This is a genomic window from Veillonella parvula, assembly GCF_042850485.1.
Classification (GTDB): Bacteria; Bacillota; Negativicutes; order Veillonellales; family Veillonellaceae; genus Veillonella; species Veillonella parvula_Q.
The window spans coordinates 810,459-826,078 of sequence record NZ_AP031417.1 but is presented as its reverse complement, the minus strand read 5'-3'; the positions used below and the strand labels follow the sequence as shown (position 1 = coordinate 826,078).

At 40.2% G+C, this 15,620-nt stretch carries 9 protein-coding genes; 1 reads left to right on the top strand and 8 read right to left on the bottom strand.

The window, feature by feature from the left end:
- Positions 1-54: 54 nt before the first annotated feature.
- The gene (locus ACGHIY_RS03575; RefSeq protein ID WP_024066711.1) at positions 55-714 is read right to left on the bottom strand and encodes a TerC family protein; all 660 of its coding nucleotides are present in this window, start codon (positions 712-714) and stop codon (positions 55-57) included.
- A gap of 290 nt (positions 715-1,004) precedes the next feature.
- Between ACGHIY_RS03575 and ACGHIY_RS03570 the strand changes: the two genes are divergently transcribed.
- Complete coding sequence (locus ACGHIY_RS03570) at positions 1,005-2,348, top strand: MATE family efflux transporter (RefSeq protein ID WP_390525709.1); 1,344 nt, start codon at positions 1,005-1,007, stop codon at positions 2,346-2,348.
- 48 nt (positions 2,349-2,396) lie between these two features.
- On the opposite strand, the gene uvrC is transcribed toward ACGHIY_RS03570, so the two are convergent.
- The 7 genes from uvrC to ACGHIY_RS03535 all read right to left on the bottom strand — a co-directional run bounded on the left by uvrC (position 2,397) and on the right by ACGHIY_RS03535 (position 15,529).
- Positions 2,397-4,223 (bottom strand): excinuclease ABC subunit UvrC, encoded by a 1,827-nt coding sequence (uvrC, locus tag ACGHIY_RS03565; protein ID WP_129822917.1) that lies wholly within the window; start codon positions 4,221-4,223, stop codon positions 2,397-2,399.
- 43 nt (positions 4,224-4,266) lie between these two features.
- Positions 4,267-7,119, bottom strand: a complete 2,853-nt coding sequence (gene uvrA, locus ACGHIY_RS03560; protein WP_390525708.1) for an excinuclease ABC subunit UvrA — start codon at positions 7,117-7,119, stop codon at positions 4,267-4,269.
- 134 nt (positions 7,120-7,253) lie between these two features.
- Positions 7,254-9,431, bottom strand: a complete 2,178-nt coding sequence (uvrB, locus tag ACGHIY_RS03555; protein WP_390525707.1) for an excinuclease ABC subunit UvrB — start codon at positions 9,429-9,431, stop codon at positions 7,254-7,256.
- Positions 9,431-9,814, bottom strand: coding sequence for a hypothetical protein (locus ACGHIY_RS03550; protein ID WP_004693457.1), 384 nt, complete (start codon positions 9,812-9,814; stop codon positions 9,431-9,433). The genes uvrB and ACGHIY_RS03550 overlap by 1 nt, the downstream gene beginning before the upstream one ends.
- The gene (gene ftsY / locus ACGHIY_RS03545) at positions 9,804-10,739 is read right to left on the bottom strand and encodes a signal recognition particle-docking protein FtsY (protein ID WP_004693455.1); all 936 of its coding nucleotides are present in this window, start codon (positions 10,737-10,739) and stop codon (positions 9,804-9,806) included. Before ftsY ends, ACGHIY_RS03550 begins: the two co-directional genes overlap by 11 nt.
- A complete protein-coding gene (smc, locus tag ACGHIY_RS03540) occupies positions 10,739-14,293 on the bottom strand; it encodes a chromosome segregation protein SMC (protein ID WP_390525706.1) in 3,555 nt (1,184 codons plus the stop codon). Before smc ends, ftsY begins: the two co-directional genes overlap by 1 nt.
- Before the next feature lie 45 nt (positions 14,294-14,338).
- Positions 14,339-15,529: an elongator complex protein 3 gene (locus tag ACGHIY_RS03535; protein ID WP_287552279.1), complete on the bottom strand. Its 1,191-nt coding sequence runs from the start codon at positions 15,527-15,529 to the stop codon at positions 14,339-14,341.
- Between the last annotated feature and the right edge of the window lie 91 nt (positions 15,530-15,620).

Genomic DNA, 15,620 nt, shown 5'->3' with positions numbered 1-15,620 from the left:
GAGTTTACATAAAAAAATCTCTCCTCCTATGATTAGGAGAAGAGATATATTCTATTATTTCTTGAGCTTTTTAGCTACCAAAGATGCCCCTACTACGAGTATTACTGCAGCAATTTTGATGAATAGTGCATATGGTTCAACACTATGAGCAATCAATGTATCCTCTACTGCCATACCAGCACCTACCCAGCCAAGGATACCGCCGCCAACGTATAGGATAATTGGGAAGCGTTCGATGACTTTCACAAATAAAGTACTGCCATAAATGATGATTGGTACAGTTATGAGCATACCAATAGCTACCATTGTCATATGACCACCTGCAGCACCAACTACACCGATAACATTATCGATACCCATGATACCGTCAGCAATAACAATAGTTGTAATGGCTGCGCGTAAATTATCCTTAGCTTCGATATTATGCTCACTTTCATCATCAGCAACGAGCTTGTAGCCGATCCATAAGAGGAGAATACCACCTACTAAACGAAGTGCAGGAATATTGTTCAATGCCTCTACAAATAGGAATGCCATAACAAGGCGTAAAATAATAGCGCCGGCTGTGCCCCAGAAGATGGCTTTCTTCTGTAAATGTGCTGGCAAGTTACGAGCTGCCATACCAATTACAATGGCATTGTCGCCAGCAAGTAAGATGTCGATAACGATGATCTGAAGCATCGCTAATAAACCTTGTACAGATAAGATGTCCAATGTATCCTCCTTAGAATATAACTGTAGTATATATATTATAATCGATATAGTTCAGTAGTGTAAAATTCAATTTGTAAAATATATATTCATTTTTAGCATACTCCATTCATATTAATATGAGAAGCATAACACTACAAATGGAAGTTCTAGGATATAAAAAATCATTAATTATAGATTCATAATAGACTAATCAATACTATATATTTAATTCCCAAATCTCAAGGAATTTATCTATTAAATTAGGCTACTTTATGATATCGTATAATATATCATTAATAAGGGAGGTAAGTATGTATCAAACATATTCTATATTACAAAAGTTATGGTTGTTCATTAAGCTATTTACTCCTATGTGTATAACGCAATTTTCCCTTATAGGTGGTACATTTATAGCCATCTTTTTAACGGGACAATATAGTACAATAGATTTAGCTGGGGTTGCTACGGGGTATAATTTATGGCTCCTCTTCTATATCTTTGCACAAGGAACATTGTTAGGTATCACACCAATTATTTCTCAGCTATTGGGAGCTAAGAAAACTGATAATATTGCAACAATCTTTTATCAAGGTCTTTATATCGGTACAGGCCTAGCATGTATCATTTTAATAATTGGTCTCTTAGGCTTACGTCCTCTTCTGACAGCATTAAATCTGGAACCTGCTGCAGCTGAGGTATGTATTAGTTACCTGAAAGCATTTGCCATAGGTCTATTCCCACTACTTTGGGTTAATACATTGCGCAATACCGTCGACAGTCATGGATTAACACATTATTCTATGGCCATCGTATTTACTAGCTTTATTGTGAACGTATTTTTGAACTACGCACTCATCTTTGGGCATTTCGGATTTCCAGAGATCGGTGGTGTCGGTGCTGGCTATGGTATAGCCGGTGCTTGTTGGACTAACTTTATTCTCTTTAGCTTAGTATTACTATTACATCCAAAGCTAAAGGGATATCGTATCTTTAAAGACTTCAGTAAACCAAGTTTTCACTACATTCGCGAACAGCTACATATAGGTATTCCTATTGGCTTTTCCATATTCTTAGAAGCTAGTATTTTTAGTATTGCTGGACTCTTGATGGTTCACTTTGGATCCGCCGTCGTAGCTGCTCATCAATCTGTTATTTCCTTTACAAATGTATTCTACTGTTTACCTCTTAGTATCGCTATGGCCTCTACTATTGCAGTTGCTTATGAACTTGGGGCAGGTCGTAAACAAGAGGCTATCCAGTACTCTTATATTTCTCGCATCTTAGCCATTGTATTGGCTATCATGATTTGTACATTTACGTTTACTAATATGGATGCTATTGCAAATCTCTTTACAAATGATGATGAAGTATACAAGCTTATCTACAGTTTCCTTGGATACGGTGTATTCTTCTCTGCTATCGATGCCATCGGAACCCCTTTACAAGGTATATTGAGAGCCTATAAAGATGTAAAAGTAGTTCTTTATATCTCCCTCATATCCTATTGGGGCGTATGCTTCCCAACCGCCTATATTCTCGCTAATAATCCTAATTACGGACCATTTGGCGTATGGATTGGGTTACTCGCTAGCGTACTAGTAGCAGGTGTATTGTTCACTTGGCGTACTTGGTACATCCAGCGTCAACCAAAATAAATAACATACTTATACAGTAAAAAAGCATCTCAAATAAGATGCTCTTTTTTATTTCAACATATCTTGTTTTTCTACCTTAGACATGCGGAAGAAATTATATAGTGTTTCTGCCGTCTTATAGTTCATAGATTCCACCTTTGAAAGCTCATCAATAGATGCCTCTTTCATGGCTTCTAAACTATTGAAATGAGCCCATAATGCCTTTCGGCGCTTAGGCCCAATACCTTCAATGTGATCTAGAATAGATTCTAAATTACGTTTTCCACGAAGCTTACGATGGTATGTAATGGCAAAGCGATGGGCTTCATCACGTATTTGTTGAAGCAATTGAAGCTCTGGTGTGTGATGGCTTAAGATGATGCTTTCAGATTGTCCTTCTACAAAGACCTCTTCAATACGCTTAGCTAAAGAAATAACAGGTACATCGGTAACACCTACACTGCGAATCAACGGCAATGCTGCATTGAGCTGACCTTTACCACCATCGATAATAATGAGGTCTGGCATAGGCCAATCTGTTTCATTACCATAGCGTCGTTCCATAATTTCAGCCATAGACTTAAAGTCATCAGGTTTACCTTGCGTAGTTTTCAATTTAAAACGACGATACTCCTTCTTCGCAGGCTTACCGCCTTCAAAGACAACCATAGACGCCACCGTTTCGGCCCCTTGTGTATGGGAAATATCGAAACATTCCATACGCTCTGGTAATCGCGGCAAGTCTAGGACTTCAGCTAATTTTTTAACAGCCCCACCGGTCTTATCAATTTGGTGTTGCCACTGACGACGACGCTCTTCTAGGAAGGTTTCTGCATTCTCATGAGCCATTTTAATCATGTCCATCTTATAACCACGCTGTGGCACAGATACGTCTACATTCTGACCTTTAAGCTGTGTAAACCATTCCTTTAACAAGTCTCTATCGGTGCTATCCATAGGTAATAATAATTCCTTTGGAATGAAGTTTGTATCTCCATAGTATTGCTTGATAAAGTCCGTCATGATAGTTTCTTGACTATCTCCATCATGTTGTACAAAGTAGTTCTCACGGCCTAATAGTCGGCCACCACGGATGAATAATAACTGTACACAAGCCATCGAGGTATCCACTGCAATACCTAACACGTCTAAGTCGCCACGCTGTGTAACCATGCGCTGTTTTTCTTGGATTTTTTCTATACTAGTTAGCTGATCTCGATAGCGTGCTGCATCTTCAAAGCGTAAGTCTTCTGCAGCAAGCTCCATCTTCTCTTTAATTTCCTTCAGCAAAGGGATAGGCTTACCTTCAAAGAGTTCTATGATTTCATCGATATACTTTCCATAATCCGATACGGAAATCTTGTTAAAGCACGGTGCTTCACAGTAATGCATATGGTACTGTAAACACGGTCTCTCTACCTTCATAGATTTACAGGTACGCAAAGGATAATACTGACGAATCAATTTTAGTACTACATGAACTGATGTTACATCTGTAAAAGGGCCAAAGTACTTGGCCCCATCGCGTTCTAGTCGACGCGTCATATATACACGTGGGTAATCCTCTTGTACTGAGATTTTAACGTACGGATACGTTTTATCATCACGAAGCCTAATATTGTATTTAGGCTCGTGCTCCTTAATAAGCGTATTCTCTAAAATAAGCGCTTCCATCTCCGTCTTTGTTTGGATAATCTCCACATCGACGGCTCGCTTCATCATGGCCGCAACCTTCGGCGCTCGGTTCGCATCATTACGCACATAGGAACGTACGCGGTTGCGCAAGTTAATGGCTTTACCTACATAGATGATACGGTTATATTGATCGCGCCATAAATACACACCTGGTGTGGTCGGCAAATGACTGACCTTCTCTAGTAATTCTTCAGATGGCATATGTCCTCCTTTCCTCGTAGATTTTTAAGCTTTGTATGCACTATTATTTCTTCTTTTGAGCTGCTTTCATAAATTTCTTAGTCTGTTCTAATACAGGACCTAAGAATTTACCGGTATAGCTTTCTTTCACCTTAATGATTTCCTCAGGTGTACCTGTAGCTACGATAGTACCACCGCGATTACCGCCTTCAGGACCAAGGTCTATGATGTGGTCTGCCATCTTAATCACATCTAAATTATGCTCGATAACCACAACAGTATCGCCACCATCAACGAGTTTTTGTAATACATCTAAGAGCTTACGAATATCTTCAGCATGTAAACCTGTAGTAGGTTCATCTAGGATGTACAATGTTTTGCCTGTACTGCGACGAGCCAATTCAGTAGCTAATTTAACGCGTTGAGCCTCACCACCAGATAATGTAGTAGCCGCCTGACCTAAACGGATATACCCAAGGCCCACCTCTTGGAGGATAAGCATCTTACGGTTAATCTTAGGTATGGCACTAAAGAATTCTACCGCATCATCTACGGTCATATCTAATACATCAGCAATGGATTTGCCTTTATACTTAACCTCCAAGGTTTCACGGTTATAACGCGCCCCTTTGCAGACTTCACAAGGCACATATACATCAGGCAAGAAGTGCATTTCAATCTTGATGATACCGTCACCACGACAAGCCTCACAGCGACCACCTTTTACGTTAAAGCTAAAACGACCTTGTTTATAGCCACGCATTTTGGCCTCAGGCGTTTGACTATATAATTCGCGAATCGCATCAAATACACCTGTGTATGTAGCTGGATTGGAACGAGGTGTACGACCGATAGGACTTTGATCAATATTGATGATCTTATCGATGTGTTCTAAACCACGAATCTCTTTATGGGTCCCTACCTTATGGAAGGACCGGTACAACTGATTAGCTAAACCTTTATAAAGAATTTCATTGATTAAGGTAGACTTACCAGAACCACTGACACCGGTAACTACATTAAATAGGCCGATAGGGAATTTTACATTTACATTTTGTAAATTATTTTCCTTCGCACCGCGAATTTCAATGCAGTTCTTACCTGGTTTACGGCGTTCTTCCGGAAGAGCGATAAATTTACGACCACTCAAATACTGACCCGTAATAGAGTCTTTTACCTTCATAACTTCGTCAACAGAACCAGCGGCAATAATTTGACCGCCATGCTCACCTGCACCTGGACCAATGTCCACGAGATAGTCAGCCGCACGCATCGTATCTTCGTCGTGTTCTACAACGAGCAAGGTATTACCTAAGTCCCGCAATCCTTTTAAGGTATCGATGAGTCGATCATTATCTCGTTGATGTAGACCTATGGACGGTTCGTCTAGGATGTACAATACACCTACCAAACCAGAGCCGATTTGCGTAGCTAGACGAATACGCTGTGCTTCACCACCAGATAATGTGCCTGCACTACGGTTCATTGTTAGGTAATCGAGACCTACATTATTAAGGAAACCTAGACGAGCATTGATTTCCTTTAAAATTTGAGCACCAATCACTTGTTCACGTTCAGTTAACTGTAGATTACCAAAGAAATCGAGTGCTTCTTTAATAGTTAACTGCGTTACTTCGTTGATATTCTTATCCCCTACAGTAATAGCTAATACTTCAGGTTTAAGACGAGCCCCATGACATGTAGTACACGGCTTAATAGACATAAACTTTTCAAATTCTTCACGCATAGAGTCTGTAGAGGCTTCACTATGACGGCGCTTAACCATCGGTAAAATACCTTCGTACTCAGTAAAGAATTCCTTTACTTCACCACGCATATTTTCATAGGTGAAATTTACCTTATCCGTCGTACCGTACATCACCTTTTTCTGTAATGCTTTCGGCAATTCATCATAGGTGGAGTCTAAGGAATATCCATTAGCTTTTAATAGACCTTCTACTTGACGCATAAACCAAGCATTAGGATTGGAGCTCAAGGCTTGCACGCAACCATCGGCAAAGCTAATAGATCCATCTGGAATAACGCGCTCCTCATCAACCTCCATAGTAGAACCAATCCCTAAACAAGATGGGCACGCACCAAACGGACTATTAAAAGAGAACATACGCGGTTCAATTTTAGGTAATGAAATATGACAATCTGGGCACGCAAAATGTTGGCTATACATGTGTTCAGGTCCGTCTACCTCTTGAATCACAACGATGCCTTCTGCCCATTTTGAAGCGGTCTCCATAGAGTCAGCCAACCGAGATTCAATGCCTTCTTTTACAACGAGACGGTCCACAACGATATCGATGGAATGCTTCTTATTTTTCTCTAATACAATTTCTTCGTCCAAGGTACGCACTACACCGTCTACTCGAGCACGAACAAAGCCTTCTTTGCGAAGTTGTTCAAACACCGATTTATGTTCCCCTTTTTTACCTTGAATCATAGGGGCCAGCACTAAAACCTTTGTACCTTCGGCAAAGCTCATTACATCGTCGGTCATTTGTTGTATTGTTTGCTGGGTAATAGGCTTACCACACTCTGGACAGTGTGCATGACCTACGCGTGCAAATAAGAGACGTAAATAGTCGTAAATCTCCGTTACGGTACCAACCGTAGAACGAGGGTTGCGACTCGTCGTCTTTTGGTCGATAGAAATGGCTGGAGACAAACCTTCAATATAATCGACATCGGGTTTATCCATTTGTCCCAAAAATTGACGTGCATACGCAGACAGGGACTCAACATAACGTCGTTGCCCTTCTGCGTAAATCGTATCAAATGCTAGGGATGATTTACCAGAACCACTGAGTCCAGTCAAGACGATAAACTGATCACGTGGCAAGGATATATCAATATTTTTTAGGTTATGCTGACGCGCACCTTTTACAATCAATTGATCTTTCATTATCTTTCCTATTTAAAGAGATGATACCAAACGGCATCATCTCTCCGATTACTAACATGAAATAATATATGTATATTATCGCACATATAGTCTATATAATCTATGTGTTTTCTTACAATCTTTTAAAATTGCTCCTAAGATTTACTTTTTGGACTCGTCCGCTTTCTAGATTTGGTAGAAGCAGGCTTCTTCAACTTGCTATCTCCTGCACTATGCATATCGGACCATTGTTGACGTAATACGCCCAATTGATCATGTAATTTAGCAGCGGTTTCAAATTCAAGCTGCTTGGCGGCGGCCTTCATTTGACGATCTAGCTCTTCAATCTTATTGTATAATTCTTCCGGTGTTATATCTGCCACTTTAGGTGCTGATATATCTTGAACATATGATTCGTGTCCATGGTCCATGCTCTCTGAGGATTTTTTTTGTTTTCCTTTTTTCGGTGAAAGTCCCTTTCCATCGGTTACCATATCTTCTTCGATTTTCGTTAATTCGATTAGCTCTTTTACATCTTTAGATACAGATTTAGGCGTAATATTATGTTCAATATTATAAGCCTCTTGCACGGCACGACGACGGTCGGTTTCATCGATAGCCCGTTGCATAGAACCTGTTACACGATCTGCGTACATGATAACGTGACCATTCACATTACGAGCCGCACGACCTATAGTTTGAATCATAGCCGTATCAGAACGCAAGAAACCTTCTTTATCCGCATCTAAGATAGCAACCAAAGAAACCTCTGGCATATCGAGACCTTCACGAAGCAAGTTAATACCTACCAGTACATCAAATACACCAGCCCGCAAATCTCGAATGATTTCAGCTCGCTCAATAGTAACAATATCGGAATGAAGGTAACGAACTCGTACGCCCATTTCCTTCAAGAATTCTGTTAAATCCTCAGCCATTTTCTTCGTTAAAGTCGTAACGAGAACACGCTCATTCTTGGCAGCTCGCTTGTGAATTTCTCCAAGCAAGTCATCCATTTGCCCCTTAATAGGACGAATTTCTATAGATGGATCTAATAGGCCCGTAGGACGAATGATTTGCTCTGCAATATTTGTTTCTACTTCCATTTCGTATGGGCCAGGTGTAGCCGATACGTATACAATTTGATTGATACGCTCTACAAATTCATCGAATTGAAGAGGTCTATTATCTAATGCAGAAGGAAGACGGAAACCGTATTCGATAAGAGATTCTTTACGGGCACGGTCACCATTATACATAGCACGAATTTGAGGCATCGTCACATGCGATTCGTCCACCATGATGAGGAAATCATCTGGGAAATAATCAATCAATGTAAACGGTGCTTCCCCAGCCTTACGTTCAGACATATGACGGGAATAGTTTTCGATGCCCGAGCAATAGCCCATTTCTTGCATCATTTCTATATCGTAACGGGTACGCTGTTCTAAGCGCTGAGCCTCCAATAGACGGTCAGCAGCTTTTAACTTCGCCAACTGCTCATCTAATTCGGCTTCAATACGCTCTACAGCAATATTCATCTTCTCTTTCGTCGTTACATAGTGAGATGCTGGATAGACAGCAACGTGTTTTCTTTCCGCAATAACTTCACCCGTCAAGGAATCTACCTCTACGAGGCGGTCGATTTCATCACCAAAGAGCTCCACCCGAATAGCTCTTTCACTATAAGCGGCAGGGAAAATATCAATCGTATCCCCTTGTACACGGAAAGTGCCGCGAATAAAGTTCATATCATTTCTCGTATATTGAATATCTACAAGTTTAGATAAGATTTCATCGCGCGACTTCGTTTGACCTAAGCGCAAGGACAATACAAGATCAGAATAGTCCTCAGGGTCACCTAAGCCATAAATACAGCTAACAGAGGCAACGATAATGACATCGCGGCGCTCAAAAAGGCTCATCGTAGCACTATGTCGCAGTTTATCGATTTCATCATTAATAGACGCATCCTTCTCGATATATGTATCACTAGAAGGAATATAGGCCTCCGGTTGATAAAAATCGTAGTAAGATACAAAGTATTCTACCGCATTATTTGGAAAGAAACTTTTAAATTCACTACATAATTGAGCCGCCAAGGTTTTATTATGAGCAATGATCAAGGTCGGCTTTTGAACTGCCTCAATAACCTTGGCCATTGTAAAGGTCTTACCAGTACCAGTGGCACCGAGCAAAACTTGGGCCCATTCACCGCGTTCAATGCCTTCTGTTAAAGATTGAATCGCAGTAGGTTGGTCCCCTGTAGGCGCAAAGGGCGCCTCCACTTTAAATGGTTGGCCCCCCTCGTAATTATATGTACTATGCTTCATTACTGTTCATCCTGATGTTTACGGATGGCTTTCATTTCTTCATCCGTCAAACGACGACCTGCATTTTCCGCTTGATTCAATGTATCCTCACCTTCTAAGACTTCGATGAGCATAGCAATAGAAAAACGATCTAATGTAGGTGTGGTCTTTTGGATTTCATCAGCCATCATCCAATCTGATTCAGTATAGTTATTAATACGATCTGTAATTTCTTCCCAGTTTGAAAGTAGCAATCGCGTAATGGGGCGATATAGTTCAATACCAAAGTACTCGATTAAGCTAACAATCTTATTCATATTTTCTAGGCTAACATTACATTCATTTTTTTTATTTTCAGATTCTACATATTCAAGTAAGAATTCCCGGTTATATTTATTTGTCACCTTGAATCATTCCTTTATTAAATAATGCATTAGCAAATTCTTTTGCATTAAATGGACGCAAGTCATCCATACCTTCGCCAACGCCAATCCAGCGTACTGGTACGCCTAGTTCCTCTTTAATAGAGATAACTACACCACCTTTAGCTGTACCATCTAATTTAGTTACTACAATACCATTTACTGGCACGGCTTGACCAAATAATTTAGCTTGGCTTACTGCATTTTGACCCGTAGTACCATCTAATACGAGCAATGTTTGATGTGGCGCACCTTCTACGTGGTTATTCGCTACGCGTCCCATCTTTTTAAGCTCTTCCATAAGGTTAACCTTAGTATGTAGACGACCAGCCGTATCTACGATAACGAGGTCTGCATTACGAGCTTTCGCAGCTTCCATTGCATCATATACAACGGCAGCAGGATCTGCGCCCTCTTTATGTTTAACAATCGGCACACCAACGCGATCAGCCCAAATGGATAATTGGTCAGCTGCAGCAGCACGGAATGTATCACCTGCTGCAATGATAACCTTTTTACCTTCTTTAGTATAATAATTAGCCAATTTAGCGATTGTCGTTGTTTTACCGACACCATTTACACCAACTACGAGGATAACCTCAGGATGATGCAAAGTAATTTCATCTTCTTGATCGATGAGCATTTCCGTGATGCGGTCTTCCATGAACGGCATTACATCGCCTGTATGATTGATGATACCTTCTGTTACACCACGACGAATTTCTTTCATCAAGTATTCTGTCGTCTTAGGGCCTAGATCACTAGTAAGCATAACTGCTTCTAAATCATCTAAAAAATCATCATCGATTTGCGCATAACCAATAACGATGCTTTCTACATTTTTTACAAAAGACTTACGAGTTTTTTCTAAACCGTCTTTAATTCTATCAAAGAATCCAAATGCCATTATGCTAGATCCTCCTTCACATCTTCAAATGCTACTGTTAATAATCGCGATACACCGCGTTCCACCATTGTTACCCCTTGAAGTACTTCGGCAGCTTCCATCGTCTTTTTACGGTGAGATACAACGATAAATTGTGTTTCTTTATTTACTCGATTTAAGTAGGAACTAAATCGTTCAACATTGGCTTCGTCAAGCGCCGCGTCAACTTCGTCAAGCACGCAGAACGGAGCTGGACGATAATCGAGGAATGAGAACAATAAAGCGATAACCGTAAGAGCACGTTCACCACCCGATAAAAGTGTCAATTGTTGACGCTTTTTCCCTGGTGGTTGAATATAGAAATCGATACCACCCGTCAAAATATTATCTGGATCAGTCAGTACAATTTGCGCAGTACCACCGCCAAACAATTGGCTGAATACCTCTTGGAATCTACGGCCTACCACATCCAATACATCGTATAGCTGTGTACTCATAGCCTTATCCATTTCGGCAATAACCGCCTGTAATTGCGTCTTTGCCGTATCTAAATCAGCTAATTGTGTGGTTAAGAAATCATATCGTTCTTTAGTCTCTTCATATTCCTCAACGGCATTTGGATTGACTGGACCCAATTCGGCAATTTCGGCCATCAACCGAGCTTGCTCATCCTTCCAATCATTAACGGAACCTTCAATGCGAAGGGCTTGAGCATCTTCCAATGTAAAGCCTAGCTCTTGTAATTCTTCTATAAAGCGCTCACAATCCATGCGATGACGTGTAATTTTACCTTCCATATCAACAAGACGACCTTGCACCACTTTATAGCGTTGATTCAATCGGTCTTGCTCACTGAGGATAGATTCCATTTCCTCGCGCCCCGTAGATGTTTTATCATAGGCTTCATCACGAAGAGCACGTAATCGTTCAACCTCAGCCGTAGCAGAGGCCAACTCTTGTTCTGCAACTTCCTGAGCCTTAGGTATTTCCTCTTCATAGCGTTGTGTAGTACTAACTAACAAATTACGAAGTGGTGTTAAGCGCTCTATAATACTAGAAATAGACTGATTACGCTGTTCACGTTGTGTTTCCCGTTCCTGAATGGTATGTCGCAAGGTATCACAAGTAAGGCGAACTTCTGTAAAAGCTTCATACGCCTCTTGTTGCACCTTTTGCAACACAGTCAATCGATCCATCAACGCCCCTTGATTACCATCCACACCATGATTCTCTTGCAAGGAAGCTAATGCTGTTTCTTGATCTTTCAAGTTAGCAGTTGTAGTAGCCAAATCAATATCAATTTGTACTAAACGTTGCTCTTCTTCTGAAAGAACACGTTTCTTACGATCTATCTGATGTTGTATATTTTGTACCTTTGTTTCACTAGCCACATAGAGTAAGTTCGTATGTTGATAGATTTCATCAAGGCTAGCTCGTTCTTTTTCAGCCTCTTCAACCCGTTTTTCTAGATTTTCTAAGCTAGCTGTTAAGGAACGGATTTGTTCTTCAATTTGTACAAGCTCTTGTTCAAGACTAGCTGCTTCTTCCTTACGGCTCAATACAGAGGCGCGCTTACGCTTCGTAGCACCACCGGTTAAAGAACCACCCGGTTGGAACTGTTCACCCGTAAGGGTTACAATACGCAATTGTTGATTGTATTTTTTCTGTAATCCAATAGCATCATCCATGGAGGATACTACTAAGGTACGGCCCAATAAATACTGGAAAATATGAGCGTACTTATTATCAAAGGAGATACAATCAACAGCAGTGCCTAATACACAGCTTTCATTTAGAGCCGGTGTATCATAAGGTTTTCCTTTTACAGAATCCATAGGCAAGAAGGTTACGCGACCACCTTGGATAGATTTCAAGTAATTTACACCCTCAGCCGCTGCACGAGCCGTAGTAGTTACAACGTGGTTAACACTGCCGCCTAATGCCGTTTCAATAGCCGTAGTATATTTGTCCTCTACCGTAAAGAGATCACCAACAGCGCCTGTGATTTGTTCGCGCCAAGAACCTTTACCATTTAAGATATTCTTTGTACCTTCTAAATAACCTTCATGTTGTTCTTCCCATTGGGCTAATAGTTCGATACGACCTTTAACACGTTGCTCTTGGGTACGTAATTTTTGTAATTCTTTACGTTCCTCACGAGCTTGTATAGCTGCTTCTTTACCACCATCAACGAGGGCTTGTCGTTGTGCAGAAATAGCATTAAACTTTTGGCCTAGCGCTTCAAATTCAGAACGAGCGACTTGAAGTTCACTATCTACCTGTGCTATCTCAGATTCTAGAATAGCACATTGATTTTTGCTTTCTACCTTGCGAGCTTCTAAGCTTCGAATACTAGCCTTAGCCGTTTCAATAGCACTCACAACTTCTAATTGACGTTGCTCAAAAGCCTCTCGATTGGATTGCAAGGATTGAAACTTAGCTTGTTCTGACCTTACATCTTCAACAGCCTTTTTGTAGGTCGCTTCTAATTCTTCTAAATTAGACTCTTTCTCTACTAATTGAGCACTTTCATCTTGAATCAATTGATTTAAGATGCGCAATTGTTGCTCCTCGCCCTTTTGCGTAGCCTCTAGCTCGCTAATGCGCATAGACGTTTCATCTAATTCACGGCGCGCTGTTTTTAGTTGCTCTTCTAAGAGACGTAAGTGACCAGATAAGCGTTCTTCATCACGTTGCTTTTCAGTATACTGAGCCTCCCACAACTTAAGCTGTTCCTGCTCTTTTGACGAAGACGATTGCAATTCGTGACGACGAGCCTCTAATTTAGACAATTCAGTTTGAAGCTCAATTTCTTCATCTTTAAAGGCAATATTATCATTTTCAAAACGCGTTAAAAGACGATCAGAGGTTTTATAATTGTGAAAGCCTAATGCCCCATCATAATCGCGCTTTGTGCGGCTTAAGGTCATATACTTTTTAGTCTTTTCCGCTTTTTCAGACAAAGGTCCTAATTGCTCTTCAATGGTAGCCATTACGTCGCGTACGCGCTCCATATTACGGTCTGTACTAGCAATACGACGTAAAGCATCTTCTTTATTGATTTTAAAGCGAGAAATACCAGCTACATCTTCAAAGATAAGACGACGTTCTTCAGGTTTAGAATTTAAAATAGCGTCAATTCGGTTTTGACCAATGATGGCCATAGAATCTCTACCAAGACCGGTATCTGCTAGTAAAAGATGTATGTCCTTTAAACGACAAGATCGCTTATTGATAAGAAACTCACTTTCACCAGTGCGGTATATACGGCGTGTAATGGCTACCTCAGCCATATCTATATCTAATTGTTGGTCACTATTGTCAAACACAAGTGTAACCTCAGCAGCGCTCATAGGTTTGCGCTTTTCCGTACCAGAGAAAATAATATCCTCTGCTTTTTGTCCGCGCAAATTACGCACATTGGATTCCCCTAAAACCCATTTCATTGCATCCGTAATATTACTTTTACCACTTCCGTTAGGACCAATAACGGCAGTCATTCCTAGTGAGAATTTTACAATCGTTTTATCCGCAAACGATTTAAAGCCCTTTAATTCCAACCGAAGTAATTGCATGACTGCCTCCTTTCTACCAACAACCCTAAATAATCATATCTTTTATTATAACACATATTGCAGGCCATCAATACAGCAACGAACGGTATTTCTCGTGCGTTCTTCACACCATTCAAATGCATACTGCGGATACTGAATCTGAAAGTATTTAACGTTTCGATTATTAAGGCCTCGCACCTTAGATGTTAAGCATCTCGGATAAGAAATAACAATATTATGCTTTACAGGAATACCATTAGTCCTAATATAATTTGTTCTATCATTATTAGTGTTATCTATACATCCACTATTATCAACATTAACTCTACTTAATTTTAAGCTTCCATAAGTAGCATCTTCAATTAAACTAAAACAATCATTACTTATTAAGTACTTAAACTGAGATACATGCTCATCAATACAACGTTCAATTCGCTGCTTATACTGTTCGTTCACAACCAGCTCCCCCATAGCGGGCTCATATGGCCCCGCTACTAAGCTATTCCTGGAATCTAATTCTTCTGTACTTTGTAAACCCGTGCGAATGACTTCAATGCCATGCTGTTCAAACCAATCTTTTAAAAATGAACAATACTGTATAGCTAGCTCAGTACTTAGTGGTTTATATTCTCCAGCTCTATACTGTTCGGCTAGCTCTGTATTTTCTATAACTAGTACGGGATAGATACGTACAAAATCAGGTCGTAATGCGGCTACTGCAATGGCCGTTTCTATTATGGTTTGCCAAGTCTCTCCTTTTAGTCCCGGTAAAAGTTGAACCCCAACGGTCATATCACGATGTTTTAATCGTGTAACAGCCTCTACTACCTCTTGTGCCGTGTGCCCCCTCTTAGCATCGACTAAAATACCATCATTCATAGACTGCACACCAAGTTCTACAGTTTTTACTCCATAAGACTGTAATAATGTAATCGCTTCATCTCCTACAGCATCGGGCCTTGTAGAACAGCGTATGCCATCAATGAGGCCATGTTGAAGCATTTCATAGGCAGGCATTAATAATTTATGTTGTAAATCTTTAATAATAGCCGTAAATGATCCACCATAAAAGGCAACCTCCCAAAACTTTTCATTCCGCTTTGTTCCTACATAGTCTTTGATTGTTTGTTGTATATATTCTGGAGTTAGGTGACTAATACCAGATTGGCCTGTAATACGAGATTGATTACAAAATGTACACACATAGGGACAACCTACGTGAGGTATAAAAAAGGGAATCATACCAAATGGTTTCATAGACACCTCCTCTTCTTATGTAAAAATTATTATTCATCTATTATTATATAGATCATTATTCATCTACCATTATATAGATTATTACTCACAT

Excerpts from the sequence above, each read along its gene's own strand:
- uvrB (WP_390525707.1), bottom strand. The coding sequence starts at position 9,431 with ATGAAGCATAGTACATATAATTACGAGGGGGGCCAACCATTTAAAGTG.
- ACGHIY_RS03570 (WP_390525709.1), top strand. The coding sequence starts at position 1,005 with ATGTATCAAACATATTCTATATTACAAAAGTTATGGTTGTTCATTAAG.
- ACGHIY_RS03535 (WP_287552279.1), bottom strand. The coding sequence starts at position 15,529 with ATGAAACCATTTGGTATGATTCCCTTTTTTATACCTCACGTAGGTTGT.
- ftsY (WP_004693455.1), bottom strand. The coding sequence starts at position 10,739 with ATGGCATTTGGATTCTTTGATAGAATTAAAGACGGTTTAGAAAAAACT.
- uvrC (WP_129822917.1), bottom strand. The coding sequence starts at position 4,223 with ATGCCATCTGAAGAATTACTAGAGAAGGTCAGTCATTTGCCGACCACA.
- uvrA (WP_390525708.1), bottom strand. The coding sequence starts at position 7,119 with ATGAAAGATCAATTGATTGTAAAAGGTGCGCGTCAGCATAACCTAAAA.
- smc (WP_390525706.1), bottom strand. The coding sequence starts at position 14,293 with ATGCAATTACTTCGGTTGGAATTAAAGGGCTTTAAATCGTTTGCGGAT.